This window comes from Rhodococcus sp. SJ-3, from assembly GCF_051918125.1.
Lineage (GTDB): Bacteria > Actinomycetota > Actinomycetes > Mycobacteriales > Mycobacteriaceae > Rhodococcus.
This window is the reverse complement of the sequence record NZ_CM123306.1, coordinates 5,715,416-5,741,031: the sequence shown is the minus strand read 5'-3', so window position 1 is coordinate 5,741,031 and position 25,616 is coordinate 5,715,416. Positions and strand designations below refer to the sequence as shown.

At 64.6% G+C, this 25,616-nt stretch carries 22 protein-coding genes, 1 tRNA gene and 1 pseudogene; 10 read left to right on the top strand and 14 right to left on the bottom strand.

Translation table 11 applies throughout. The annotated features are described in order from the left end of the window. Nucleotides 1-4 precede the first annotated feature (4 nt). The 5 genes from ACTDXD_RS26670 to ACTDXD_RS26650 form a co-directional block, all read right to left on the bottom strand. On the bottom strand, nt 5-1,585 hold the full coding sequence (locus tag ACTDXD_RS26670; protein ID WP_440125133.1) for an ABC transporter substrate-binding protein: 1,581 nt from the start codon (nt 1,583-1,585) through the stop codon (nt 5-7). A 67-nt stretch (nt 1,586-1,652) separates the two neighbouring features. Beyond that, entirely contained in the window at nt 1,653-2,423 is a 771-nt protein-coding gene (locus ACTDXD_RS26665) for an SDR family NAD(P)-dependent oxidoreductase (protein WP_440125132.1), read from the bottom strand. A 52-nt stretch (nt 2,424-2,475) separates the two neighbouring features. Continuing rightward, nucleotides 2,476-3,270 carry an SDR family NAD(P)-dependent oxidoreductase gene (locus ACTDXD_RS26660; protein WP_440125131.1) on the bottom strand — a complete coding sequence of 265 codons (795 nt, stop codon included), beginning with the start codon at nt 3,268-3,270 and terminating at the stop codon, nt 2,476-2,478. A 7-nt stretch (nt 3,271-3,277) separates the two neighbouring features. Then, nucleotides 3,278-4,105, bottom strand: coding sequence for an SDR family NAD(P)-dependent oxidoreductase (locus tag ACTDXD_RS26655; protein WP_440125130.1), 828 nt, complete (start codon nt 4,103-4,105; stop codon nt 3,278-3,280). A 40-nt stretch (nt 4,106-4,145) separates the two neighbouring features. Then, nucleotides 4,146-6,116 carry a flavin-containing monooxygenase gene (locus ACTDXD_RS26650; protein WP_440125129.1) on the bottom strand — a complete coding sequence of 657 codons (1,971 nt, stop codon included), beginning with the start codon at nt 6,114-6,116 and terminating at the stop codon, nt 4,146-4,148. A gap of 101 nt (nt 6,117-6,217) precedes the next feature. Here ACTDXD_RS26650 and ACTDXD_RS26645 point away from each other — a divergent pair, with 101 nt between their 5' ends. The 3 genes from ACTDXD_RS26645 (at nt 6,218) to ACTDXD_RS26635 (ending at nt 8,970) form a co-directional block, all read left to right on the top strand. Next, nucleotides 6,218-7,114: an IclR family transcriptional regulator gene (locus tag ACTDXD_RS26645; protein WP_440125128.1), complete on the top strand. Its 897-nt coding sequence runs from the start codon at nt 6,218-6,220 to the stop codon at nt 7,112-7,114. A gap of 22 nt (nt 7,115-7,136) precedes the next feature. Continuing rightward, nucleotides 7,137-7,952 (top strand): alpha/beta hydrolase, encoded by an 816-nt coding sequence (locus ACTDXD_RS26640; protein WP_440125127.1) that lies wholly within the window; start codon nt 7,137-7,139, stop codon nt 7,950-7,952. 82 nt (nt 7,953-8,034) lie between these two features. Next, nucleotides 8,035-8,970, top strand: a complete 936-nt coding sequence (locus ACTDXD_RS26635) for a cyclase family protein (protein ID WP_440125126.1) — start codon at nt 8,035-8,037, stop codon at nt 8,968-8,970. Nucleotides 8,971-9,097: 127 nt separating this feature from the next. Here ACTDXD_RS26635 and ACTDXD_RS26630 read toward each other — a convergent pair whose 3' ends face one another. Next, the gene (locus tag ACTDXD_RS26630) at nt 9,098-10,246 is read right to left on the bottom strand and encodes a thiolase family protein (RefSeq protein WP_440125125.1); all 1,149 of its coding nucleotides are present in this window, start codon (nt 10,244-10,246) and stop codon (nt 9,098-9,100) included. A 34-nt stretch (nt 10,247-10,280) separates the two neighbouring features. After that, nucleotides 10,281-10,700 carry a Zn-ribbon domain-containing OB-fold protein gene (locus ACTDXD_RS26625; RefSeq protein ID WP_440125124.1) on the bottom strand — a complete coding sequence of 140 codons (420 nt, stop codon included), beginning with the start codon at nt 10,698-10,700 and terminating at the stop codon, nt 10,281-10,283. 130 nt (nt 10,701-10,830) lie between these two features. On the opposite strand from ACTDXD_RS26625, the pseudogene ACTDXD_RS26620 reads away from it, so the two are divergent. The 4 genes and pseudogenes from ACTDXD_RS26620 (at nt 10,831) to ACTDXD_RS26605 (ending at nt 14,060) form a co-directional block, all read left to right on the top strand. Further along, nucleotides 10,831-11,345 (top strand): annotated as a pseudogene (locus ACTDXD_RS26620) (DinB family protein). A gap of 90 nt (nt 11,346-11,435) precedes the next feature. Next, nucleotides 11,436-12,563, top strand: coding sequence for an NDMA-dependent alcohol dehydrogenase (locus tag ACTDXD_RS26615; protein WP_440125123.1), 1,128 nt, complete (start codon nt 11,436-11,438; stop codon nt 12,561-12,563). Between the two features lie 58 nt (nt 12,564-12,621). Then, nucleotides 12,622-13,452 carry a serine hydrolase domain-containing protein gene (locus ACTDXD_RS26610; protein WP_440125122.1) on the top strand — a complete coding sequence of 277 codons (831 nt, stop codon included), beginning with the start codon at nt 12,622-12,624 and terminating at the stop codon, nt 13,450-13,452. A 101-nt stretch (nt 13,453-13,553) separates the two neighbouring features. Continuing rightward, complete coding sequence (locus tag ACTDXD_RS26605; RefSeq protein WP_440125121.1) at nt 13,554-14,060, top strand: DUF3145 domain-containing protein; 507 nt, start codon at nt 13,554-13,556, stop codon at nt 14,058-14,060. A 76-nt stretch (nt 14,061-14,136) separates the two neighbouring features. On the opposite strand, the gene ACTDXD_RS26600 is transcribed toward ACTDXD_RS26605, so the two are convergent. The 6 genes from ACTDXD_RS26600 to aceE all read right to left on the bottom strand — a co-directional run bounded on the left by ACTDXD_RS26600 (nt 14,137) and on the right by aceE (nt 22,631). Beyond that, a complete protein-coding gene (locus ACTDXD_RS26600; protein WP_440125120.1) occupies nt 14,137-15,570 on the bottom strand; it encodes an acyl-CoA carboxylase subunit beta in 1,434 nt (477 codons plus the stop codon). Between the two features lie 93 nt (nt 15,571-15,663). Continuing rightward, the gene (locus ACTDXD_RS26595) at nt 15,664-16,917 is read right to left on the bottom strand and encodes a KasA/KasB family beta-ketoacyl-ACP synthase (RefSeq protein ID WP_440125119.1); all 1,254 of its coding nucleotides are present in this window, start codon (nt 16,915-16,917) and stop codon (nt 15,664-15,666) included. Then, entirely contained in the window at nt 16,914-17,192 is a 279-nt protein-coding gene (gene acpM, locus ACTDXD_RS26590) for a meromycolate extension acyl carrier protein AcpM (protein ID WP_169686267.1), read from the bottom strand. Before acpM ends, ACTDXD_RS26595 begins: the two co-directional genes overlap by 4 nt. A 153-nt stretch (nt 17,193-17,345) precedes the next feature. Continuing rightward, on the bottom strand, nt 17,346-18,263 hold the full coding sequence (locus ACTDXD_RS26585; RefSeq protein WP_169686269.1) for an acyltransferase domain-containing protein: 918 nt from the start codon (nt 18,261-18,263) through the stop codon (nt 17,346-17,348). A gap of 128 nt (nt 18,264-18,391) precedes the next feature. Continuing rightward, nucleotides 18,392-19,675 (bottom strand): PucR family transcriptional regulator, encoded by a 1,284-nt coding sequence (locus tag ACTDXD_RS26580; protein WP_440127815.1) that lies wholly within the window; start codon nt 19,673-19,675, stop codon nt 18,392-18,394. A 103-nt stretch (nt 19,676-19,778) separates the two neighbouring features. Beyond that, nucleotides 19,779-22,631, bottom strand: a complete 2,853-nt coding sequence (aceE, locus tag ACTDXD_RS26575) for a pyruvate dehydrogenase (acetyl-transferring), homodimeric type (RefSeq protein WP_440125118.1) — start codon at nt 22,629-22,631, stop codon at nt 19,779-19,781. 335 nt (nt 22,632-22,966) lie between these two features. Between aceE and ACTDXD_RS26570 the strand changes: the two genes are divergently transcribed. From ACTDXD_RS26570 to ACTDXD_RS26560, 3 genes are all read left to right on the top strand, one after another. Further along, nucleotides 22,967-23,389, top strand: a complete 423-nt coding sequence (locus ACTDXD_RS26570; RefSeq protein WP_169686273.1) for a DUF3052 family protein — start codon at nt 22,967-22,969, stop codon at nt 23,387-23,389. A 35-nt stretch (nt 23,390-23,424) separates the two neighbouring features. After that, entirely contained in the window at nt 23,425-23,889 is a 465-nt protein-coding gene (locus ACTDXD_RS26565; protein ID WP_440127814.1) for a peroxiredoxin, read from the top strand. A 33-nt stretch (nt 23,890-23,922) separates the two neighbouring features. Further along, nucleotides 23,923-23,997 (top strand) — tRNA-Val (locus tag ACTDXD_RS26560). 82 nt (nt 23,998-24,079) lie between these two features. Here ACTDXD_RS26560 and ACTDXD_RS26555 read toward each other — a convergent pair. Further along, complete coding sequence (locus ACTDXD_RS26555) at nt 24,080-25,438, bottom strand: tyrosine-type recombinase/integrase (RefSeq protein ID WP_440125117.1); 1,359 nt, start codon at nt 25,436-25,438, stop codon at nt 24,080-24,082. Between the last annotated feature and the right edge of the window lie 178 nt (nt 25,439-25,616).

The following is a 25,616-nucleotide window of genomic DNA, read 5'->3' as shown; positions in this document are numbered from 1 at the left end:
CGGATCACTCCGAGATCCACACGCCGTCGGGTAGCGGTGATCCCATCCCATAAAGACGGACACCGTGTGTCCCGGCGCTCGCGATGGTGGCGGGAGGGGACTGGATGAACCAGACTCCGGGGACGAGTTCGGTCAGCCGCTTCTGGAAGTCGTCGTACGCGGCCTTGCGCTCCTCGATCGTGGTGCCCACTCGACCGGCCTCCAGGGCGGCGTCGAGCTGATCGTCGTCGATACCCGTGGTGTTTCCCTGGGAACTGCTGTGGAAAGCGGACCACAGCGGGCCATCCGGATCCTGGATGTTCGCGGATGAGATGGTCATGTCGAAATCTCGCGAGTTGACTCGTGTCTGCGCCGCAGCGAAGTCGAGGGTTTCCACCTCGACCTCGACGTTGTCGAACGCGCGCAGCTGCGCTTGCAGTGCTTCTGCCGCCGCTCTGGACTCGACCAGGGAGTAGGTCGTGAAGGTGAAGGACAGCGGTTTGCCCTCTGCGGCCAGCTCGTCGAACAAGCGCTGCGCCTCTTCGGCATCGCTCTGCTGAAGTGAGATGTCCTCGTAGAAGGGTGCCCCCTCGGGGAAGAGGGTTTGCGGGACAACGCCGGCGCCTTCGAAAGCAACAAGGTTGACGCCCTCCATGTCGGCGGCCATGTTCACGGCTCGCCGGGCGCGTTCGTCGTCGAACGGAGCGCGGCGGGTGTTCATGGCGAAGTACTGGCCGCCGCCCATCGGAACGATCTCCGTGTCGAGGCCCATGTCTTCCGCTCTGGAAAGGTTCAGCCAATTCGATTCCGACGCGAGATCCGTGCTCCCGGTGGACAGTGTGTTGAGGCGTTGATCGGCGGCAGGAACCGTGCGCAGGGTGATGCCGTCCAGATAGGGTCGGGGTGCGTCCCAGTATCCGGGGTTCTTGACCAGCTGGATCACGTCTTGGCGGGCCCATTCGGTGAGGGTGAACGGACCTGCTCCCACCGGATTCTTGTCGAACGCCTCCCTGCCCTGTTCGAGGGCTGTCGGCGATGCGATCCAGTTTAGGGCGGACACGAGAAGGGAATTCGGGAAGTTCGGGTTCGGCGACACCAGCGTCACGGTCAACGTCTCTGCGTCGAGGGCTTTCACGTCGGCGATCTGTTCGGCCTGACGGAGCGACGCCGAGCCTCTGCTCGGGTCGCGTAGCCGATCCCAGTTGTACTCGACTGCGGCAGCATCGAGCGGGGTTCCGTCGGTGAACATCAGTCCAGGGCGCAGTTTCAGGGTGAACGTCTGCCCACCGTCGGCGGTCGAGAAATCGGTGGCCATCGAATACTCGATTTCCTGCGTCTCGACATTGTTGGTGATCAACGTGCCGTACAGGGCATTACCCAGCAGCGGGGAGTGCGTCCAGACGTTGGAGATATCCGACGGATCGAGGCTGATCGGCTCCCTGCCCTGGATCGCCTGCAGTGTGCCGCCGGCGACCGGATCGCCTACCGGAGCATCGCTACCACCGGAGCTGTTTCCGTTTTCGGGAGCACCGCAGGAGGTGAGAATCAACGTTGCTGAACACATCGCGGCGACTGCCGCGAAGATGAGACGCCTGTGTCTGATCATCGGTTACCTCTCAGGGGGCGGGCCGCGACGGACCTGGTTGCTGTGGGTGCTGCCGGCGATGTCCGGATCACATCGGATCCCGGTGCGGACCGGCGAGTTGGCCGCCGTCGACGACGAGGGACGTGCCTGTGCAGTACGAGCTCTCGTCCGACGCGAAGAACAGGACTGCGTTTGCGATGTCCTCCGGCGTGCCGAAGCGGGTGATCGGCTGTTTCTGGATCGCCGATTCGAGCCGTGCCTTCACCGCGCCGGTGTGTTTGGCCGTCATCGGTGTCCGGATGAATCCGGGGTGGACCGAGTTGATGCGCACGTTGTGGGGGCCGCCTTCGAAGGCCACGGTTCTGGTCAGGCCTGTGACCGCGAACTTCGATGCGGCATACGACGTCATCCCTTCGACACCGACGAGTCCGTCGATCGAAGAGATGTTGACGATGGACCCGCCACCATGCGCTCCCATGACCGGCAGTGCGGCGCGAATGCCCATCCACACCGACGAGAGATTGAGATCGAGGATCGCGCGATGCCCCTCGTAGACCTCGTCGACGATCTTGCCGACACCGCGTCCGCCTCCTGCATTGTTGACGAGCACATCGAGCGGCGCGAAATGCGCGCTCGTCGTCGCCAGTAGATGCTCCCAGTCGCCTTGGTCGGTGACGTCCGCGTGGACGAACAGGGCCTCCGAGCCCAATTCGTCGGCGACGGTCTTCCCCCGTTGATCGTCGACATCGGCGATGACGACACGCGCTCCCTCACCGATGAACCGCCGCACGGAGGCCTCGCCGATGCCGCTGGCGCCGCCCGTGACCACTGCAACCTTGCCGTGAAGCCTTCCGCTCATGTGAAATTCTCCTCGTCTGTGGGCCCTACGGATGCCGGGATCTGCTCGATGCTCATGCCATGAACGACCCGCCGTTGATCCGCACGACCTGACCGGTGACGAACGAGCCTGCCCCCGAAGCGAGTTGAAGAACGGACAACGCTATGTCGCGGGTAGTGCCGACGACCCCCAGCGGTGACGCCGAGGCCATCATCTGCACATATGCAGCCCGCTTCTCGTCGTCGACGGTGCCGTCGGTGTCGGTCCAGTGCTGGCTGGTCATACCCGTTTCGACCCACCCCGGTGCGATGGAGTTGACCCGGATGCCTGCGGGCGCGAGTTCCAGCGCGAAGGTGCGGGTGGCTTGGAGGACCGCGCCCTTGGACATCGCATAGGTGATCCGCCCGGGGCTCGTGCGGTCGATGATGCTCGAGGTGAGGTTGATGATGCTCCCACCGGACTTCATGACCCGGCCCGCGGCCTGGCATGCGTAGAAAGTGCCGCCCACATTGATCCGGAGGACGCGCTCGAGTTCGTCGGGAGTGACGTCGAGCGCATTTCGCATGACCATGACCCCCGCGGCGTTGACGAGGATGTCGAGTTGCCCGTACTCCGCGACGGTCTCGTCGACCACGCGCGACACCGCTACGGGGTCGGACACGTCCAGCCGGTGTGTGGCGACCGGGGTCTGCTGTTCCTCGCTGTGTGCGCGCGTCTCCGCAAGGCCGGCCTCGTTCACGTCGGTGGCGACGACGTGTGCGCCCGCCGCCGCAAGGACGAGCGCAGTCTCCTGGCCTATGCCACTACCGCCGCCGGTGACGAGTGCGACCTTCCTGGTTACGAGGAATGCGTCGGTGATCGAAGGCATGCCGTCCTCAGTCCTGCGTGGCATTGGAGAAGGCGACGTTCCGGCCGATGTGTTCTTCCTTCATGCCCCATGGGCTCAGTGCCAGCGCACCTCCGTCGACGACGAGGGTTTGGCCGGTGATCTTCGCGGACAGGCGTGACGCAAGGAACAGCACGGCGTCGGCGATGTCGCGGCCACGTGGCGGCGCGAGAGCATTGACGACGTCCTCGCCGAAGGGGACCTCGGGGAGATCCCAGTTTCCGCCTCCGACGTTGCCCGGTGCGACCGAGTTGACCCGCACGCCGTCCTTGCCGTACTCGTCCGCGAATGTCTTCACGAGCGACATGACGCCGGCCTTGGCGGCGCCGTATGCAGCGTGGAACCGCGACGAACCGATCCCGTCGACCGAGGTCAGCGCTATGAGCGACCCGCCTCGTTCGTTGGCTGCGAGGTGCGGGACGGCTGCTTTGAAGACGTAGAAGACCTGCGTGAGGTTGACCAGAAGTTGCGCGTTCCACTCGTCGTCGGAGAACTCGGCGGCCTTGCTCCACATGGCCTGACCGACGATGTCGACGCACACATCGAGGCCGCCCATCCGGGAGGCAGCCTCGTCGACCGCGCGACGAGCTCGTTCGGAGTCGAGCACGTCGGCGACGATCGCGAATGCCTTGCCGCCTTCCTCGTCGATCTCACGGACGATTTGCTCGGCCCGTTCGGCGTTCTTGTCGACACACGCCACAGTGGCGCCGGCGCGGGCCAGTTGCAGTGCCGAGCCGCGGCCGTGTCCGGCACGCATCGGCACGAACCCGGCGCCGATGACGATTGCCCGGGCGCCGTCCAAACCTAGATCGATCATGTGGGTGCAACTCTCTTGTCGGTGGAGGGGATGTGCAGGATCAGGACGCCGTGACGAACGATGTCTGTTCTTCTGCGGTGTTCGTGCCGGAACCGATTCGGGTGAACACGAAGTCGTCACGAGTGAAGCCGAGGAAGCGTGTCGCGAGGTCGAGGCCCGGCAGGGGGGTGCTCGTGCTGAGCCTGCCGTGCTCGTTGACGTAGTAGTTCTTCTCCGGGTTCGCGGCGGGATCGAGCCAGATGAGCCTGCTCGCTTCGTCGTCGACCGCGTCGTTGTACTCCCAGAACGCGGCATCGGTGACTTCGGCACAATGATGGCCGTCCTCGATGACGGCAATCATGACCCGGGCGATGTACCCGACCCACGACTCCATCCAGGCGGGAAGGCCGCCGAGTCCTATTCCACCACCCGTCGCCGGTTGCGCGTTGGGACCGTAGAGCACGAACATGTTCGGGAATTCCGGTATGGCCAGCCCCTGGAAGGCGCGGGGGCCCCCGTCCAGGTTCCACCGATCCTCGATGTGAACACCGTCGCGGCCGCGGAAGTCGATGGGCCAGAGCCACTTCGTGACTTCGAATCCGACGGCCGTCAGAACGAGGTCGACCTCGCGGACGGTGCCGTCGGAGGTGACGATACCGGTGTCGGTGAACTTCACGATCCCGTCCGTCACCAGTTCGACGTTGTCGCGGGTCAGGGACCGGTACCACTTGTTGTCCACGACCGGACGACGTGCTGCGGGGGTGTAGTCGGGGATGAGGCGCTCGACGAGATCCGGTCGATCGTCGACCTGAGTGCGGATGTACTGGGTCAGGTTCTCCCGGAGCTTGTCGTTGCTCTCGCTGAACTGACCGCCGGCGGCGCGCCATTCGGGATCGGGCGTGATTGTGCCGCGGGGGTCGGCGGGCTTGAGGGCGGTGGTGCGGGCCCAGTTCCAGTAGTGCGGAATATTGTCGAGCACCCAGCGCATCTCCTCGGTCACCGGTTCGCCGTAGCCTTCGCGCGGTGCGATCCACTGTGGAGTTCGCTGGAACACATAGACCTGGTCGGCGTCCTCGGCGATCCGAGCCAGTAGTTGGACGCCGGTGGAGCCGTTGCCGATGATCGCGGCGGTCTTGCCCTCGACGGTGTGCCCTTCGGTCCACGCGGTCGTATGGAGAATCTCGCCCCTGAAGTCGTCGATACCGTCCGTGTCCAGCCTTTTCGGGGTGGAGAACAGTCCGGTGGCCGTGACGGTGAAATTGCAGGTCACGGTTTCGGGCTCGCCGGTCGCGTCCGTCACGCGTAGAGACCACGTGGCGGTCTCCTGGTCGAAATCGGCCGACAGAACTTCATGTTCGAATCGAATGCGGTCGTATACGCCGTAGGTCTTTGCGACCGTCTCGATGTAGCGGCGCACTTCCGGTTGTCGCGCGTACTGCTCCGACCAGGGATAGTTCTTCACGAAGCTGTATTCGTAGGTGGTACTGGCAGTGTCGACGCGCGCATCCGGGTAGGTGTTGATCGCCCAGGTTCCTCCGACATCCGGACGTCGCTCGTAGATCACGTACGAGATCCCGAGTTGTTCGAGTTGTACGCCCATCGCAACGCCGCAGAGTCCGGCGCCGACGATGACGACGCTGAAGTCGTCCGCGCGCCGGGGACGCTCGCGGCTCCACTGCGAGAAGACCGGAAATTCCTCCAGGGCAGGCATCGTCCGTGCGACGAAGAATTCCTCGTCGGTGAGTTCCTGCCCGAGTGCGAGCTCCATCATCGTGCGTACCCGGTTCTCGTCCAGCCGCTCGGGGACATAGTCGGCAGCTTCCGTTGCCACGAACTTCTCGGCTCTTCGAAGCAGTTCTTCGCGGTGTTCCTCGGCGATGGTCATCTCGAAGGCGGCGCCGCTGCGAATCGGGACGAGTTCGAGTTTCATCGCGGCGAGGGCCGGGTCGCCGGTGGCGTGGAGCAGCGCCAACCGCAAGGCATGGAGATTCGAACTGGCCAGAGCGCGTCGAATGAATGTGTTTTCTTCCATCGGAGTCTCTTTTCAGTATTTCGAAAAGTGTTTCAGGACTTGGTGGAATACGCTAGCGTCAGCTGGTATCGACGTCAACGATCTTCAAGAAAAGGATGTGGATGGCTCTCTCGGCGCGGCGCGCACTCCAAGTGCTCGACTTCCTGACCGCGAATCAGCGGGGCACGTTCACGCTGAGCGAGCTCTCCCGGGCGCTGGATGTGAGTCCCGGATCGATGTTTGCTGTGCTCAAGGTGATGAACGATGAGGGATACGTCTCGCGGCATCCGCGTCACAAGACGTACACACTCGGTCCTGCCGCGGCGGCGGTCGGCCATGCGGCAGCCGACGCCCTCCCCGTCATCGACCTCGCGCGTATCGAGATGGTCAACCTGGCCGAAGCCACGGGTCTCGAATGCTCCGGCACGGTCCAAGTGGGCCGCGACGTGCTCTGCATTGCGGTGGAGGGAAAGCCGACAGGTCGATCGGTCGAGCTTGCGCCGGGGCAGCGCATTCCGCTTCAGCCACCGATCGGACAGCCGTTCCTGGCGTGGATGCCGCCTTCGGAGGGGCGTGAATGGATCGCCGAACTACCCGAGGAACTACAGGAACGCGTCGCCGAATATCTCCGAGCGTACGGTTCGGTGGTGCGGCAGCGGGGTTATTCGATCGGACTCGACGACCTGCGCCCTGGTCGGCCCTCGGTGTCGCAGAAGCTCGCGGAGCGTCCGAACGATCGCGATCTGCGAGAATCCCTGCTGGAGCAGTTCTTCGAGCAGCTACCCGACTATGCGGTGCTGGAATTCGAGCCGGACGCCGTGTACAACATAGGAAACATTGCGGTCCCCGTGTTCGATCCCGATGGGCGCGTTGCGTTCTGCCTCACGCTTCTTCACCTCGGTGAGATGGACGGCAGGTCGATTCCCGCTGCCGCGCAACCGGTGATTGCGTCGGCTCAGCTTCTGACTCGTCAGATCGGCGGCCGTGCGCCGAATCATGATTGGGGCGAGCCGCTCTGACGATGTGACAATGAGGATGGTTATGACCGACACAGAACCCGCTTCGACGAGTGGGCGCATGGGCGTCGAGATCGAGGCGCTCGATTCCGCGCCGGTGCCGATGCTGCGGGTGCGGCCCGCAGGCGCTCGACCGGATGCGGCGCTGCTGCATTTCCACGGCGGCGGCTACCGGAAGGGCTCGCCGCAGATCTTTGCCGACAGTATCGCCCGGATTGCGGCGAGGTGCGAGACCCAGGTGTTCGCGGTCGGCTACCGGCTCTCCGGCGAGTGCGCGTTCCCGGCAGCCCTGGACGACGCGGTCACGGCGTACCGGTGGGTGGCTGGATCGGTACCGGGCGATCGCCTCGCGTTGTGGGGCGATTCTGCGGGAGGTGGACTCGCGGCGGCACTGACACTGCGACTTCGGCAGCTCGAGATCCCACTACCTGCCTGCGCGTTCCTCTTCTCGCCGTGGGCTGATCTGCGCAACACCGCGAATAGCTTCCTGGAGAACGAGCACACTGATGAGCGGTTCTCACTGGAGCAGGCAACGGAGGCGGCGGCAGCGTACCTGGGTGGTCATCCTGCGGTGGATCCGATGGTCTCGCCGGTGCTCGGTGACTGGCAAGGTCAGCCGCGACTCATCGTGCAGTGCAGTGATTCCGAGGTTCTGAGGGATGACGCATTGTTGCTGGCGCGCACGGCGGAGGACGCCGGAGTCGATGTACGCGTCAAGGTGCACGAGGGTGTTCCGCACATCTGGAATCTGTCCTACCCCGCGACGACTGCTTCGGAGACTGCGATTTCGTACATGGCGGAACAGCTGGACGAGTTGTTCGGATCGAATATTCGACGCTGAAGGGTTGCCCATGGCCACCGAGAGAATTATGTTCTCGTTGTGCCGGATCTGAATTCTGGTAGGCGACGACGGGGAGGCCGGATTGGCGACGATCGACATGGACGGGGTCCGCGAGCTCGGGCGCGAGCTGAGCAACTGGGGTCGTTGGGGTACCGAGGACCAGCGCGGCACACTCAACCTGCTCACGCCAGCGAAGGTCCGGGAGGCCGCCGCGACGGTCCGGCGCGGGGCGTCGTTCTCGTTGTCGATGCCCGCCGACGAGCACGGTCCCCACGACATCCGGACCAGTGGGCGCTTCAATCCGATCCACACCATGACCCGATATCGCGGTGACATGCCGAAAGGTCAAGTCCTCGAGGTGTGTTCGTCCGAGGACATGCTGATTCTCGGAACCCATTCGACGACGCATTTCGATGCTCTGGCGCATGTCTGGTACGACGACCTGCTCTACAACGGCTTCCATCACGACACCGTCACTGCATGGGGTGCAGAGCGTCTCTCCATTCAGAATCTGGTGGCAGGGGTCGTGTCCCGCGGGATCCTCGCCGACGTACCGCGCCACCTCGGTGTCGATTATCTAGAGCCGGGAACCCGGGTCACGCCGGAGATCCTCGACGCCGTACTGGGCGACGCACGAATCACCGTGTCCGAGGGCGACATCCTGTTGTTGCGTACCGGCACGTATCCGCAGCATCGGCGCGGAGCCGACGTCGGACTGAGCGGATCGCCGGGCCTCACGTGGGAATGCGCCCGGTGGGCTCGTGACCGTGGCATTGCGGCCGTGTGTGCGGACAACCTCGCAGTGGAGGCGCTCGGCGTGAATTCGGGTGGGCCGATGATTCCGTTCCACATGGTCGCGCTCCGCGACATGGGCCTGCTCTTGGGTGAGATGTTCGACTTCGAAGCCCTTGCCGAGGACTGTGCCGCCGACGGCGTGTACGAGTGCATGTTCGTTGCCTGCCCGCTCAACATCCCGGGCGGTGTGGGCTCCCCGCTCAACCCGATCGCAGTCAAGTAGCAGCGCGCTACTCATGGCCGGGCCCGCCGTGAGGTGCCCGATCGGCCGACTCCGAAGCGAGCTGGGCGGGAGGGCCGCCCACGGAACACTCGTGGGCGGCCCTCCCGCTACCGGTCGGTGCTGGTGTTCAGAGCGACAGGATCGACGCAGCCGCGGTACCGGGCGCGCCGTAGACCTGCGCGAGTCCGACTCGCGGGTTACCGGGAACCTGACGTTCGCCTGCGGTGCCGCGGAGTTGGTGGACGAGCTCATGTACCTGGCGGATGCCCGAGGCGCCGATGGGCTCGCCGTTGGCGATGAGACCGCCATCGGTGTTCACAGGTAGCGATCCACCGATCTCGGTGGCGCCCTCGGCGATGAGCTTCTCCTGGTCGCCATCGGCGCACAGGCCCGTCTCGGCCATGTGGATGACCTCGGCACCCGCGTCGGTGTCCTGCAGTTGTGCGACGTCGACGTCCTCGGGACCGATTCCCGCGGCCTCGTACGCGGCCTTCGCTGCGTACACGGTGGGGGAGACATCCTCTTCGGTGGCGGCCCACGTCGCGTGTACTTCGTAGGCACCGTATGTACGGGTGCGGATCGCCGTCGACCGCAGGTATACGGGCTTGTTCGACGAGAACTTCGCCGCGAGATCCCCGCGGCACATGATGACCGCGGCAGCGCCCTCGTCGGGGGCGCAGAACATCTTGGCGGTCAGCGGGTAGTTGAGCATCGGCGACGAGAGGATCTCGTCCAGGCTGAACTCGGTGCGACGGAACGCCTTCGGATTCTTGCCACCGTTGCGGTAGTTCTTCGCGGCTACACGGGCCAAGGTCTCGTGCGAGATGTCGTGGTCGATGACGTACCGGTTGGCCTTCATGCCGAAGAACTTGGTGGTGACGAACTGTCCGTTCTCGGCATACCAGGCCGGAAGACCCAGCATCGCGGGGTCGGCGGTGAAAGCGCCGCGAGGGTGCTTGTCCGTGCCGACGGCGATACCGATGTCGTACTTGCCGGAGCGGATGCCGTCGGCGGTCTGCTCGATCGCGCTGGCCGATGTGGCGCATGCGTTGAACACGTTGGTGAAGGGGATTCCGGTCAGGCCGACCAGTCGGGTGACGGCATCGGTGTTGTCCACTTCGTAGCTGCCGCCGATACCGAACTGGATGTCTTTCCACGCCACGCCCGAGTCTTCGAGCGCGAGTTGGATTGCGTCAGCGGCCATCTCGATGGCCGACTTGGCGCCGAATCTGCCGAACGGGTGAAGGCCCACACCGATGATGGCAACGTCGTTCATAGTTCTTTGGACTCCTCGATCGGGTGTAGGTAGATCAGATCGGCGCGAACGCCCAGGTGACGATGTCGGTTCCCTCGGCGTCCGTGTAGAAGGGCACGAAGGTGAGTTCGAGTTCCATGCCGGGCTTCAGTTTCGATGGATCGTTCTCGGTGAGACGTGCCTCGACGCGGACCACGTCGCCGAGCTCGATGAGGCCGAACGCGAACGGTTCGAAATTCTCAGCGGTCTCACTGCCGGCATAGGGCTGTTTGGGGACGAATCCCTGAGTTGTCCACGCCACGAGAGTTCCGCGGCGGGGGAGCAGCAGCTCGGAGATGTTGGCGCCGCTGCAGCGGGCGCACCGGGGCTGTGCCGGCCACATCGTCGCCGCGCAGTCGTCGCAGCGACTGCCGATCAGCTGCGGGTCCTCCGCCGGCCATGTGGATACGTCGGGCGCGAGCGCCTTCGTCGTCATATGTCGTCCTCCGTTGTCCGATGCCGTCGCGTCGCTTCTTGCCGCATACCGGCATGGTGTTCACGTTAGACGGAAATGCCATTCTCTACAATGAGAGTGTGCTGTTCGTGTCGGCTACTGAGGTCGGAGCATGGTGATCCGGCCGGACGGCGAGGACTGGACCTGGGTGGTCGAGCGCGCGTGCGCCGACTGTGGGTTCGACCCGGGAGCGATGGTCTACGACCGCATCCTCGACCTCGTGCGCAGCAACTCGGAGCGGTGGCTTGCGGTCTTGTCGCGCGACGATGCCGCACTGCGGCCGAACGACGACTCCTGGTCGGCGCTCGAGTATGCAGCGCACCTGCGCGATGTTGCCCGGGTGTTTCAAGGCCGACTCGAATCGATGCTGCCCAGGACGATCCGCCATTCGAGGACTGGGATCAGGATGCCGCCGCGGTCGACGACGCGTACGGAGATCAGGACCCCGCGACCGTCGCTCGCGAGTTGACGGAATCGAACGGCAGAGCTGCCGAGGCCTTCGCGGGAGTGCCGGTGGCACTACGTTCGCGGAGCGGGCGACGAGGTGACGGAGCCACGTTCACCGTCGGCACACTTGCGCTGTATTTCGCTCACGAGCACGTCCATCATCTGTGGGATGTGCGGTAACGAAGAATTCCGGTAGAACCTGTTCCAATTCTGGCGTTTTGTGGTTAGTGTCACGTGCACAAGCTGCAATGTGATGGAGGGCGTAGCCAGATGAAGACCAAGGGTGCACTGCTGTGGGGACTCAACGAGCCGTGGTCGGTCGAGGAGATCGAGCTCGGTGATCCGGTTGCGGGGGAAGTGCAGATCCGCATGGAAGCTGCAGGCATGTGCCACTCGGATCACCACATCGTCACCGGCGCGACACCGATGCCGTCCTACCCGGTGATGGGTGGCCATGAGGGGTCGGGTGTCATCACCAAGGTCGGTGACGGCGTCGTCGGGCTCGCGGTGGGAGACCATGTCGTCCTGTCCTTCATCCCGGCGTGCGGACAGTGTCCGTCGTGTGCGGTCGGGCAATCGAACCTCTGCGATCTGGGAGCGGGACTCCTCAGTGGCCAGGCGATCTCCGACGGCAGCTACCGCATGCAGGCGCGCGGCGAGAACGTCATCCCGATGTGCCTCCTCGGCACATTCTCGCCGTACATGACGGTCAATCAGACCCAGGTCGTGAAGATCGGCGAGGACATCCCCTTCGAACTTGCCGCACTCGTGGGTTGCGGCGTTCCCACCGGCTGGGGCTCGGCGACGCACATCGCCGACGTGAAGGCGGGGGACTCCGTCGCAGTGATCGGCATCGGTGGTGTGGGTATGAGCGCCCTGCAGGGGGCGGTGGCCTCCGGTGCGCGCCACGTGTTCGCGATCGATCCGGTGCCGTGGAAGCGCGAACAGGCCCTGAAGTTCGGCGCCACTCACGCATACGCTTCCATCGAAGAAGCGATCGTGCCGATCATGGAGATCACGTGGGGCAGGATGTGCCACAAGACCATCATCACCGTCGGTGAAATGACCGGCGATCTCGTCGATCCCTCGCTGACCCTTACAGCGAAAGGCGGCAAGTGTGTCGTCACCGCGATGGGCTACATGGCAGACATGGACGTCAAGTTGAACTCGTTCTTGTTCTCGATGCTGCAGAAGGACCTCAAGGGCAACATTTTCGGCGGCTGCAACGCGCGGGTCGACATCCCGAATCTTTTGGATCTGTACCGCTCCGGTCAGCTCAACCTGGCCGACATGGTCACGCGTACGTACAACCTCGAGCAGATCAACGAAGGCTACAAGGACATGCTCGACGGAAAGAACATCCGCGGCGTCATCCGGTACACCGAAGCCGATTGGTGACCAAGCGAGTGTGCGGGTGATCTCCTGGTCTGACCGGGTGCCCCCGTAGGCTGTTCTGGTGCACAGCCTCTCTCTGATCTCCGGTTGGCCCGTCGATCACGCCGCCGGCGCGGTTCTCACTCGCGACGGCGGCGTTGTCGGCTCCGTGGGTGATGCAGCCGAGGTCTATCCCCTCGCGTCCGTGACCAAACCGCTGGTTGCCTACGCGCTTCTCGTCGCCGTCGAAGAGGGGGCAGTCGACCTCGACCAGCCTGCGGGCCCGCCGGGTTCCACGGTGCGGCACCTGCTCTCGCATGCCTCCGGGCTCGCATTCGGTGACCGGACCGTCCAGGCCGAGCCGGAACGCAAACGCATCTACTCGAGTGCCGGATTCGAGGTCCTTGCGGATCTCGTCGAGAGTGAGACCGAAATCCGGTTCGCCGACTATCTTCACCAGGCCGTGTTCGAGCCACTCGGCATGCGGTCGTCGACGTTGTCGGGGTCGGCGGGGCACGGTGCCAGTTCGTCGGTGGATGACCTGGTTCGATTCGCCGCGGAGCTGTTGAATCCGGTTCTCGTGTCCCCCTGGACCCTCGGCGAGGCGACTCGGGTGCAATTTCCTGGACTGAACGGACTCGTGCCGGGATACGGAATGTTCAAGCCGAACGATTGGGGTCTCGGTTTCGAATTGCGAGGGGAGAAGACTCCGCATTGGACCGGCACAGCGAATTCGCCGCGCACTTTCGGTCATTTCGGTCAGTCGGGAACCTTTCTCTGGGTCGACCCCGAAATCGACACAGCGTGCATAATACTCACAAACCGGGCATTCGGTGAGTGGGCGAAGCCGCTGTGGGCCGAGTTCAACGACGCCGTTCTGGGCGAGATCACAAAAACCTCTGCCGTTCGCTAGCGAAACAGGCGCAACACCGGCACACTGTCGATAGCCGCATTGCGTCGCCTTCAAGAAGAGGTCGTTGGGGAAGACGTCCTCGTCTGATCGGAGGTGAATGTATGCGCGCATCGAACCAGTTCGCGGATGCGACGACCGGGGTGGTCTACGTCCATTCGTCGCCGGCTGCGGTGTGTCCACACATCGAATGGGCATTGGCGTCCACGTTGGACAGCCGCCCCGATTTGACGTGGACAGGCCAGCCCGCGGGGGAAGGACTGCTGCGCACATCAGTGGATTGGACCGGGCCGGTCGGCACCGCAGCCAGGTTGGTCGAAGCATTGAGGGTATGGCCCATGCTCAGGTTCGAGATCACCGAGAACCCGAGCGAGGGAGTCGACGGTGAGCGGTACAGCCACGTACCGCATCTCGGACTGTGGCGCGGCAATACCAGTGCGAACGGCGATGTCGTGATCGGGGAGATGCGCCTGCGGGCGATGCTGGCCTCCTCGGATGTCGAGGGTGAGATCCACCGCTGCCTGGGCACCGCATGGGACGATGAACTCGAGCCCTACCGAAGCGGCGACGACGGCGCCGAAGTCACGTGGCTTCGCCGCGACGTCGGCTGATCGAGATCCACCGACGACACGCGTAGGGGTCAGGGCCTGTCATCTACGGATGACAGGCCCTGACCCCTACGCGGAACTACAGCGGAATGTTCTTGTGCCTGCCACGGCGCGCCGGTGCTGCGGCGAGCGCTGCTGCAAGTGTGCTGCGGGTCTTCGACGGTTCGATCATCTCGTCGACCACACCGATCGACATCGCTCGGCCGACCCCACCTGCCAGCGCCTCGTGCTCGGCTGCGAGACGGTCGTGCAATGCCTCACGCTCGTCGTCGGGCGCGGCGGCGAGCGCCTTCTTGTGCAGAATTCCTACCGCGGCCTTCGCTCCCATGACGGCGACCTCCGACTCCGGCCATGCGAACACCGCGGTGGCGCCGAGTGCGCGCGAATTCATGGCGATGTAGGCACCGCCGTAGATTTTGCGGGTCACGAGCGTAACGCGCGGCACGGTGGCTTCAGCGAAGGCATGCAGAAGCTTGGCTCCGCGCCGCACGACGCCCTCCCACTCCTGGCTCACGCCGGGCAGATAGCCGGGAACATCGACCACGACGACGAGGGGCACGCCGAAGGCATTGCACATGCGTACGAAACGGGCAGATTTCTCGGCACTCTCGGAGTTGAGGCAGCCGCCGAGGCGCAGGGGATTGTTGGCGATGACTCCGACGGTACGACCGCCGAGTCGCCCGAACCCCGTGACGATGCTGCGAGCCCAATTGCCCTGAAGTTCTTCGAAGCTCGATTCCCCATCGACGTTGTCGAGCAGTTCGTGGACGATCGGCCGCACGTCGTATGCGCGACGCGCGGACTCGGGCATCAACGCGCGGAGATCGGTGTCGCCACGTTCGGCGGTTGCAACATCGAATTGACCTTGCTCTGCGAGCATCGACACGAGGCGGCGGGCGCGATGAAGCGCGTCTTCCTGGTCGTGGGCTGCGATGTGTGCGACACCGGATTTCTTGGTGTGAGTGTCGGGTCCGCCGAGTGCCTCCATGTCGACCTGCTCCCCGGTGACGCTCCGCACCACGTCCGGTCCGGTGACGAAGACGCGGCCCTCCGGGGCCATGATGACGATGTCGGTGAGGGCCGGACCGTAGGCAGCGCCGCCTGCGGCGAAACCGAGGACGACAGAAATCTGGGGGATGTGGCCCGAGGCGCGGACCATTGCTTCGAAGACGAGGCCGACTGCATGGAGGGCCTCGACGCCCTCGGCGAGACGAGCACCGCCAGAATGGAACAGTCCGACGACGGGATGTTCGTTGTCGATCGCAGTGTCGATCGCGTGGACGATGTGCCGGCATCCTTCGACACCCATCGCGCCGCCCATCACGGTCGCGTCCGAACAGTAGGCGACGGTGCGCACACCGTCGATACGACCGATCGCAGCGAGGACGCCGGAGTTGTCGCGCGGGTGGAGCAGTTCCACCGATCCCGGATCGAACAGCTTCTCGAGGCGGGCCAGCGGATCGCGGGGGTCCACTGCGCTGTCGCGCTGGGTGACTGGATCCAGAATTGTCATCGGGTGCTCCTCGGGCGAAACGCGGTGGGGGTGGGTGCGGTGGAGGCTCCTAAACGGGACCTCCACCGCATGCGCGGCGTTGTGCCGGTCGGATCAGGCCCGACCGAACGCGATAGCGACGTTGTGCCCACCGAAACCGAACGAGTTGTTCAGCGCGAAATCGATCTGCCCGTAGCGCGGTTCACCGTGCACTACATCCAGGTCGATATCTGGATCCTGGTTTTCGAGATTGAGCGTGGGAGGAATGACTCCGTCACGCAGAGCCAAGACCGTGAGTACTGCCTCGAGTGCACCGACAGCGCCGATCGAGTGACCGAGCGCGGACTTCGGTGCGTAGATTGCGGCATGATTTCCCACCGCAGCGCCGATGGCCTTGGCCTCGGCGATGTCTCCGATCGGGGTGGACGTCGCATGAGCATTGACGTGCCCGATGTCGGACTTGGACAACCCGGCGGTCTCGATTGCACGGGTCATCGCACGAGCTGCGCCCGTACCTTCCGGATCGGGTGCCACGATGTGGAACCCGTCCGAGGTGATTCCGGAGCCGAGGACGCGAGCGTGAACGGTCGCGCCACGTGCCTTGGCGTGCTCCTCCGACTCGAGGACCATCAGTGCGCCGGCTTCGCCGAACACGAATCCGTCGCGGTCCTTGTCGAAGGGGCGCGAGGCGCCCTGGGGGTCGTCGTTGCGGGTGCTCAGCGCGCGCATCATGGCGAAACTGGCGGTGGCAACCGCATCGAGTCGTCCCTCGACACCGCCGGTGACGACGACATCGGCGTCGCCCATGGCGATCATCCGGTGGGCGTTCGCGATGGCCTCGGATCCCGAGGAGCATGCCGAGACGGGAGTCAGGACTCCCGCACGCGCACCGAGCTCGAGACCCACGGTGGCCGAAGGACCATTGGGCATGACCATCTGCACCACGAACGGGGACACCTTGCGGTATCCGCCGTCGCGGAGCTTGTCGACGGCGTCGATGAGAGCGTCGCCGCCACCGAGGCCGGTGCCGATGACGACACCGAGACGGTCCTGATCGACCTCCGGGCTACCGGCGTTCGACCACACTGTGCGTGACAGAGTCAGCGCGAGCCGTTCGACGAAACTCATCCGCCGGATCTCGACCCGCGACAATGAATCGTCGGGGTCGACCTTCAGCGTGCCGCCGATGCGGACGGGAAGGTCGAAGTCGTCGACGAACCCGCTGAGCGTGCCGATCCCGCTCTCGCCGGCGAGGAGGCCCTTCCATGTGGCATCCACATCACCTGCGATCGACGTCGTCGTCGCGAGAGCCGTGACGACGACGTTTCGTAGCGTCCGAGGAGAAGGGGAGGTCACGGCTGTGCTCATTCGCCGTCGTTGGTGGCCTGAACGCCCTCGGCCTCGAGCTTCTGGATGTACGAGACAGCGTCACCGACGGTGCGCAGGCTTGCGAGGTCCTCGTCGGGGATCTTCACGCCGTACTTGTCTTCGGTCTGGACGGCGATCTCGACCATGGAGAGCGAATCGATGTCGAGATCGTCGACGAAGGACTTCTCGATGGTCACCTCGGAGGGCTCAATACCGGTGACCTCTTCGATGATCTCCGCGAGACCGGTGATGATTTCTTCCTGGGTGGCGGCCACTTCGTGGCTCCCTTCTTGGGTTTGTCGACTGTGTCGTGTGAAACCGGGGGAACGGCGTCCGCCCCGGTGCCCGGGTTGTTCCGGGAGTCTTCGAGTGCTGGTACTGCGGTATTGCGCGCGCTGCGTTGTTGCGTGCACAGCGCGCGCAGCAACCTAACCGAGAACCAGCGTTTCGGCCAATGTGTCGATGTCGGCCGGTGTCTTCAGTGCGGTGTTGGGGGTGCCACGCATCTCGCGTTTTGCGATTCCCACCAGCGTTCCGGCCGGCGGCAATTCCACCACCGCGGAGACCTGAGCGGACTTCAAGTACGCGGTGCACAGGTCCCAGCGGACAGGCCGGGTGACCTGCGCTGCAATTCGCTCGAGGGCATCGGATCCTGAGGTAGCGAGTGCTCCGTCGAAGTTCGACAACAGCGGACGTACCGGATCGCTCGGTGTGATCTTCGCTGCTGCCGCGGTGACGGCGTCCTGCGCGGGAGCCATGAAACGGGTGTGGAAGGCACCGGCCACGGGGAGTGACCGAATACGTGCCTTCGCGGGCGGGTTCGCTGCGAGTTCCTCGAGCGCGTCGAGGCGTCCTGCAGCGACGATCTGTCCTGCCGCATTCATGTTGGCGGGTGTCAGGTCGAGTTCTTCGAGCCGGGCGAGCACTTCGTCCTCGGCGCCGCCGAGGACAGCAGACATCCCCGTCGGCTCGAGAGCGCACGCCTTGGCCATTTCCGCGCCGCGGATCGCGGCGAGGGAGACGGCTTCGTCGGCTGTGATGACGCCGGCGACCGCGGCTGCTGCGAGCTCACCGACCGAGTGGCCGGCAGAGATGGTGTCCGCAGCGATCGCGCCGCGTGCCTCCAAGGCCTCGAACGCGAGCAGCGCTGTCGCGACGACCAGCGGCTGGGTGACGGCGGTGTCGGTGATCTCCTCAGCGGTAGCGGTGGTGCCGAGACGCTCGAGGTCGAGCCCCGACGCCTTGGACCAGAGCTCGATTCGATCGCGAGCACCGGCCTGCTCCAACCACGGAGCAAGCATTCCTGGTGTCTGAGACCCCTGACCGGGGGAAAGCAGCGAAATCACGATGATCAGAGAACACCCTGAAGGTGCTCCTCCGAGATGTCGGTGGGAATGAAAGGTGGAAGCAGGATTTGTAGGGTTCCTACAAATTCCCACGTCGGCGTTCTCCATCGGTAGCTCGCCCGTAACCGTTACGTGTCCTGTTCGCGAATTGTGAATCGAGTGACTGGTGGTGTGGGGGATCGGAGTTCGTTATGACTTTGTGCCAGACGACCTACGGTTGCGGCGATTCGGAGCACGTATGCATCACGCGGATTTGTCGGGTCCCGACCCGTTACTTCGGTGATTCGCCTCAACCTGTACCGGACGGTATTTGGATGAACAAACAGCTTTCGCGAGCAGGACTCGACAGCACCACCACTGTCGAGGTATGCGTCCAAGGTGTCGGAAAGGGCCGAACCGGCGGCCGCGAGCGGGGCCACGACTTCGTCCTCGAGCGCCGTGATTGCTCCTGGATCGCCCAAGAGCGCGCGTTCGGGTAGCAACTCGGTTGCGTGCACCGGACGTGGAGCACCCGGCCAGCCGACGACTGCCTCCATCCCCGCCATCGCCTCGACCGCCGACGCGTGCGCCGACGCGAGCGACGGAGTCGTCGGGCCGATGACGACGGGATCACTCGAGAAGCTGTACATGAGCTCGTCCCGGAATGCGACGGCCTCGGGGCTGCCGAGTAGCTCCCCGCTGACGACCATCACCAGATGTTCGCCCTGCACGACCGCCAATGCCGCGCGGTCGTGTGCGCGCGCGATCGTGTGCACCGTGGTTACAGCGGACACCCCCTCTTCGGGCGGGGGCGAACCGATGAGCACGGTCGCGGGCGCGGTTGCGTCCCAGTTGAGCGTCGCGGCACGGGACTGCATGTCGGACCCCGTGTCGCCACGTACGACCGCGTCCACCACGAGCGCCTCTAGGCGTGTGTCCCAGGCTCCCCGCGACTCTGCAGCGCTCGCGTATACCGACGCGGCCGCGAAGCCGAGTTCACGGCCGTATCGGAGGATCGCCTCGGTCAACGCGATCAGCTGTTCTTCGTTCCGGGCCAAGGCAGGCAGCCACTGCTCGAAGAACTCCATCGCAGCGCGAACCATGTCGACGGTCTGACGGAAGGTGAGTCTGCGCGCGAGATCCTGCGGAATTGCCTGGAATGCGTCGAGGCTGAACGAGATGTCGCTCTCGGGGTCGCGCACCCATTCGAGGAAATCCACGACCGACGTCTGGATGATCAGCTGAACGTTCGAACGCTGCGACGCATCGAGGTCCGCGAAGAACGGCAACTGCTCCTGCATGACGTGCACGGCCTCGGTGGACATACGCCCCGAGAACTGCTTGACGCGCCGCAACAGAGCATCGGGCAGCGGTGCGCGCTCGGGGCGCTCCGGCGGCATCGGGCGTCCCGCGGGGACACCCGATGCGCGCATCGTTCGGCGCGGTTCCCGCTCGTCGACCATGCGAAGAACCTACCCGGACAGGGCCCGGGGAGGTTCACCGATGCTCGAGTCGCGGGAAACGAGTGGACGGACGTCAGGCGACACCCGGATCCGAGGTCGGCGCGGCAGCGGCAGCGACATCGTCGATCCGGTACTTCGCCGCTGCCTCGACCGCGCGAGCGGCGTCGATCGCACCTTCGCGGCCGAGCGCAGCGAGCACGGCCACGACCGTCGACTCCGCGTCGATGTTGAACACGCGGCGCGCTGCAGGCCGGGTATCGGAGAATCCGAACCCGTCGGCCCCGAGCACCGTGTAGTCGCCCGGCACCCACTGGCGGATCTGATCGGGAACCGCGCGCATCCAGTCGGACACCGCCACGAACGGTCCGGCAGCGTCGTCGAGCACCCGCTGGATGTACGGCGCGACGGGATCCTGGCCTGGGTTGAGCAGGGCCTGACGGTCGCACTCGATGCCCTCACGGCGGAGCTCACCCCAGGAGGTGACCGACCACACGTCGGCCGAGACGCCCCACTCGTCGGCAAGCATCAGCTGGGCGCGCAACGCCTCGGGCATGATCACGCCGGAGGCGAGGATCTGCGCCTTCGGGCCCGAGCCCGCACCCTGCTGGTACAGATAGATACCCTTGAGCAAGCCCTCGACGTCGAGGCTCTCCGGCTCTGCCGGCTGCGTGTACGGCTCGTTGTAGATGGTGATGTAGTAGAAGATGTTCTCGCCGCCGAAGCCTTCAACACCCTCGGTGCCGCCATACATGCGGCGAAGTCCGTCGCGCACGATGTGGGCTATCTCGTACGAGAACGCCGGGTCGTACGTGACAGCCGCCGGGTTGGTGGAGGCGAGCAGCAGTGAGTGCCCGTCCGCGTGCTGCAGGCCTTCACCGGTCAAGGTGGTGCGTCCGGCGGTGGCGCCGAGCACGAAACCGCGCGCCATCTGGTCTGCGGCGGCCCACAGGCCGTCGCCGGTGCGCTGGAAGCCGAACATCGAGTAGAAGATGTACACCGGGATCATCGGCTCGCCGTGGGTCGCGTAGGACGTGCCGACCGCGGTGAACGACGCCGTCGAACCGGCCTCGTTGATGCCCTCGTGCAGGATCTGACCGACCTCGCTCTCCTTGTAGGCGAGCATGAGTTCTGCGTCCACCGAGGTGTACAGCTGACCGTTGCGGTTGTAGATCTTCAGTGACGGGAACCACGAATCCATGCCGAAGGTACGGGCCTCGTCCGGGATGATCGGCACGATGCGCTTGCCGATCTCCTTGTCGCGGAGCAGCTCCTTGAGCACACGCACGACCGCCATGGTGGTGGCGACCTCTTGCTTACCCGAGCCCTTCCGGACCACGTCGTACGTCTTCTCTTCGGGCAGCTTCAGCGGCGCTGCCTTCGTGCGGCGCTCGGGAAGGAAGCCGCCGAGATTCCGGCGACGCTCGAGCATGTACTGGATCTCGGGCGCGTCGAAACCGGGGTGGTAGTACGGCGGCGCCTTCGGATCCTTCTCGAGCTCTGCGTCGGAGATCGGAATCCGTTGGACGTCGCGGAAGTACTTGAGGTCTTCGAGAGTGAGCTTCTTCATCTGGTGGGTCGCATTACGACCCTCGAAGTGCTTACCGAGCGTGTACCCCTTGATCGTGTGGGCAAGGATGACCGTCGGCTGGCCCTTGTGCTCCATCGCGGCCTTGTACGCAGCGTGGATCTTGCGGTAATCGTGCCCGCCGCGCTTGAGGTTCCAGATCTGCTGGTCGGTGAGATGCTTGACCAGTTCCTTGGTGCGCGGGTCGCGCCCGAAGAAGTGCTCGCGGACGAACGCGCCGTCGTTGGCCTTGTAGGTCTGGTAGTCGCCATCCGGGGTGACGTTCATCAGATTGACGAGCGCGCCGTCCTTGTCGGCGTGCAGCAACGCGTCCCACTCGCGCCCCCACACCACCTTGATGACATTCCAGCCGGCGCCGCGGAAGAACGATTCCAGTTCCTGGATGATCTTGCCGTTGCCGCGGACCGGACCGTCGAGACGCTGCAGGTTGCAGTTGATGACGAAGGTCAGATTGTCGAGGCCCTCGGTGGCGGCGACGTGTGCGAGGCCGCGAGATTCGGGTTCGTCCATCTCGCCGTCGCCGAGGAACGCCCACACGTGTTGCTGCGAGGTGTCCTTGATGCCGCGATCTTCCAGGTAATGGTTGAAACGTGCCTGGTAGATGGCGTTCATCGGGCCGAGGCCCATCGACACCGTCGGGAACTCCCAGAAGTCGGGGAGAAGTCGCGGGTGCGGATACGACGGCAGGGCTCCGCCCTTTGCCAGGTGGCTGTGTTCCTGACGGAATCCGTCCATCTGCTCCGCGGGTATGCGGCCCTCGAGGAAGGCGCGAGCGTAGATGCCGGGAGAGGCGTGGCCCTGGATGAAGATCTGGTCGCCACCACCGGGGTGATCCTTGCCGCGGAAGAAGTGGTTGAAGCCGACCTCGTACAGGGCGGCGGACGAGGCGTAGGTGGAGATATGGCCACCGACCCCGATTCCGGGCCGCTGCGCGCGGGTCACCATGATCGCGGCGTTCCAGCGGATGTAGGCGCGGAATCGGCGCTCGACCTCTTCGTCACCGGGGAACCACGGTTCGCTCTCGGTGGGAATGGTGTTGACGTAGTCGGTCGAGGTCAAGGCAGGAATCGACACGTGGCGCTCACCGGCGCGCTCGAGCATGCGCAACATCAGGTAGCGAGCTCGGGAAGGTCCGGCCGCTTCGAGCATGCCGTCGAACGACTCGAGCCACTCGGCGGTTTCCGCCGGATCGATATCCGGCAGGTAGGAAGCCACGCCCTCGCGGATGACCCGAACCCGGTTGCCTGTGGTGGGGGCGGGGGTGTCGGTCGAGGGGCCCGTACCCGAAACGCCCGGTGTGGCGTTCGCACGGGAATCGGGTCCGTGGATCAGGTCTGTCAACGTCAGCTCCTCATCGTGGTGGGGCGCGCAGGTGTAGCGCCCACTCCGTAGGCCGGCCCTTGTGGGGGCCGACTCATCGACATCTGAACATGATGCACCCCTCATCTTCCCCCATCGTGCCGGGTCGGGCACGATGCGGCCCGGCAAATCGGGCCAGGGTTGCGGCTGGATGCATCTCTTCGGAAGAGTGCGCGTAGCGTCGTTCTCGAAGATTCTCTTGGAAATCGCAGCGTTTCGGGTTGCGTTCAGGCGCCCGACCATGTTCGCTTTGATCAATCGCACGTCACACCGGTCCGCGGAAACCTCCGCGACCACAACCTTGAGGAGGAACCACCGTGGTCGCCGCGGCGGATGCCAAGAACTACGTTTCGAAGCTCGGTATCAAGCACGACCACGTGGTGCAAGAACTTGGCTGGGACGAGGATACCGACGACGAGTTGCGTGCAGCGATCGAGGAGGTCACCGGCACGGAGCTACTCGACGAGGACTCCGACGAGGTCGTCGATACCGTGCTGTTGTGGTGGCGGGAAAGCGACGGTGATCTCGTGGACGCCCTCATGGATGTCGTGAGCCCCCTCGCCGAGGACGGTGTCGTGTGGGTGCTGACCCCGAAGACGGGTCGCCCCGATCATGTCGAGCCCAGTGAGATTGCCGAGTCGGCGACTACGGCCGGCCTGACTCAGACCTCGGCGACCAATCTCGGCGATTGGATCGGTAGCCGGCTGGTGCAGCCGAAGACCGGCCGTCCGCGTCGCTGAGCCGCCACTTCCTCCGAATGAAGGACACCACCTCCATGGCGATCGCCGTGGGCGCCGAGGCGCCCGATTTCACGCTCAAGGACCAGAACAACCAGGAAGTGACGCTGTCGAGCTTCCGGGGCGTCAAGAATGTACTGCTGGTGTTCTACCCGCTCGCGTTCACCGGCGTCTGCCAGGGCGAACTGTGCGCGGTGCGCGACGACCTGCCGACGTTCGAGAACGACGACACCGCGATCCTTGCTGTGTCGGTGGGTGCGTCCCCGACCCACAAGATCTGGTCGGCGGAGCAGGGTTACACCTTCCCGTTGCTGTCGGATTTCTGGCCGCACGGTGAGGTGGCCCAGGCGTACGGCGTGTTCAACGACAAGCTCGGCTTCGCGAACCGCGGAACGTTCGTGATCGACAAGGCCGGGATCGTGCGATTCGCGGAGGAGAACGGCCCCGGAGAGCCCCGTGACCAGCAGGCTTGGGTCCGGGCGCTCGCCGCGCTAAAGTCCTGATGTGAAATCGGCAGCCTCCGGTTGCCGATTTTCGGGCGTGTAGCTCAGTGGTAGAGCTCTGGTTTTACACACCAGCGGTCGGGGGTTCGAAACCCTCCGCGCCCACCAGTGTTAGTGCAGGTCAGGCGATTTTCCAGGGTTCGGAGTGGGACCGCAGTACCCTCCTAGACCGCAGTGAGACCGCAGCGCTTCAGCTCGAGCCTGTTTCGAGGGGGTCAGCCGCGGGTTGTGCGGCCGAAGAATCGTCGGTGTCGTCATCGACGTCGTCACCTGAGTCTGCATCGTCCTGCCCCCCGGTGTCGAGCGCAGCGAATGCGGCATCGAGCCGATCCGCCGCCGACGTGAGGTCTTCCTCGAACAGATAGCCGTAAATGTCGAGGGTGATAGACGGCCGCGCGTGCCCTAGTTGGCGCTGCACCACATAGATGCTCGCGCCCTGTCCGATGGCTGTCGCCGCGTAGCAGTGCCGCAAGTCGTGCACGGTAAGCGGACCGAGCCCGGCTTTCCTCACGGAGGGGGAGAAGACCCGTTTGGACCAATTGGTGCGGCGGGTGGGCTGTGATGGTCCCGACGCGTCCACGCCGCCCTGCTGGAACACGTAGGCATCTGCCGGGCGATCGGCGGTCAGCGTCTGGAGGCGTTCGGCGAGCGACTTGGGGAATGTGACCGTGCGCGGCTTCCCGGACTTGGGGGAGCCGACGTGCACGTGACCGTCCACCTCGGTAGCGCTGCGGACGATCCGCATGGTGCGCTTTGCGAAGTCGATGTCACCGACCCGCAGGCCGGCGAGCTCACCGAACCGCAGCCCGACCATGCCGAGCGTGAGGATCATGGTCCCGTCCTGCTCCGACCTGTCGTCGGCGATCTGAGTGAGGGTCCGCAGGTCGGCGAGCGAGATGATCCGCAGGTCCTTGTGCTCGGCGTGCGTGGCCTTGGGCAGGCGGACGTCGGCGGCGGGGTTGCGCAGCAGCCGCCCGTCCCGTGTGGCGATTTTCAGGATCTGGTTGAGGACACCCCAGCATTCGGCGATCGATGATGCGGACTGTTCGCCCTGGCGGAGTTCGGCGACCCACTGCACGATGTCGGCGTGTTCGACGTCGGCGAGGCGTACGGCGCCCCAGCGGGGTTCTACGTGCTTTCTCCAGCGGTTCAGGTAGCTGCCGCGCGTTGAGGGCTTCAACTGCTCGATGTGGGCTTTCCAGGTCTCGGCGATGGCACCCACGGTGATGGACTGCCGGTCGTTGTGGATGAACTCACCGCGGGTGACGTCGGCGGTCTGCTCGTCGAGCCAACGTTGAGCGTCTGCTTTCTTGGCGAACGATTTGCCGACCTCGCGGCCGTCGCGGGTGACGAAGCGGGCCTGCCAGCGCATGCCTTTACCGTGCCGCGAGGTGGGGGTGCGTTGTTCGCGGCCGTTGCTGTCGAGGATCGGGTTGCCGTCGGCGTCTCGGAGGATCTGGTGGGAGTACCACCGGTCGACGATGCCGGAGCGGACGTTGCGACGCGTGGGTGTGCGGGTGGGTGATGTGTTGGGTTGTGGTGCGTTCACGTGGCACACAATAGCGCGTTCGACTACTGGTCTGACTGCGGTCGCTACAACTAGCAGATAGTGTTTGCGCAGGTAATGGGGTCGGTGGCTAGGTCGGCCTGTCGCGAATTAGCGAAAGTACCCTCTGAACTGCGGTGTTGTCGTCTCTGGCACTTGTTAGCGCAACTTTTACTGACGG

Bases quoted from the DNA above. Each gene is read 5' to 3' on its own strand.
- ACTDXD_RS26605 (WP_440125121.1), top strand. From the start codon at position 13,554: ATGCGCGCATCGAACCAGTTCGCGGATGCGACGACCGGGGTGGTCTAC.
- ACTDXD_RS26630 (WP_440125125.1), bottom strand. From the start codon at position 10,246: ATGAACGACGTTGCCATCATCGGTGTGGGCCTTCACCCGTTCGGCAGA.
- ACTDXD_RS26640 (WP_440125127.1), top strand. From the start codon at position 7,137: ATGACCGACACAGAACCCGCTTCGACGAGTGGGCGCATGGGCGTCGAG.
- ACTDXD_RS26565 (WP_440127814.1), top strand. From the start codon at position 23,425: ATGGCGATCGCCGTGGGCGCCGAGGCGCCCGATTTCACGCTCAAGGAC.
- ACTDXD_RS26645 (WP_440125128.1), top strand. From the start codon at position 6,218: ATGGCTCTCTCGGCGCGGCGCGCACTCCAAGTGCTCGACTTCCTGACC.
- ACTDXD_RS26580 (WP_440127815.1), bottom strand. From the start codon at position 19,675: ATGCGCGCATCGGGTGTCCCCGCGGGACGCCCGATGCCGCCGGAGCGC.
- ACTDXD_RS26655 (WP_440125130.1), bottom strand. From the start codon at position 4,105: ATGATCGATCTAGGTTTGGACGGCGCCCGGGCAATCGTCATCGGCGCC.
- ACTDXD_RS26625 (WP_440125124.1), bottom strand. From the start codon at position 10,700: ATGACGACGAAGGCGCTCGCGCCCGACGTATCCACATGGCCGGCGGAG.
- ACTDXD_RS26670 (WP_440125133.1), bottom strand. From the start codon at position 1,585: ATGATCAGACACAGGCGTCTCATCTTCGCGGCAGTCGCCGCGATGTGT.
- ACTDXD_RS26660 (WP_440125131.1), bottom strand. From the start codon at position 3,270: ATGCCTTCGATCACCGACGCATTCCTCGTAACCAGGAAGGTCGCACTC.
- ACTDXD_RS26600 (WP_440125120.1), bottom strand. From the start codon at position 15,570: ATGACAATTCTGGATCCAGTCACCCAGCGCGACAGCGCAGTGGACCCC.
- ACTDXD_RS26650 (WP_440125129.1), bottom strand. From the start codon at position 6,116: ATGGAAGAAAACACATTCATTCGACGCGCTCTGGCCAGTTCGAATCTC.
- ACTDXD_RS26665 (WP_440125132.1), bottom strand. From the start codon at position 2,423: ATGAGCGGAAGGCTTCACGGCAAGGTTGCAGTGGTCACGGGCGGCGCC.
- ACTDXD_RS26595 (WP_440125119.1), bottom strand. From the start codon at position 16,917: ATGAGCACAGCCGTGACCTCCCCTTCTCCTCGGACGCTACGAAACGTC.
- ACTDXD_RS26615 (WP_440125123.1), top strand. From the start codon at position 11,436: ATGAAGACCAAGGGTGCACTGCTGTGGGGACTCAACGAGCCGTGGTCG.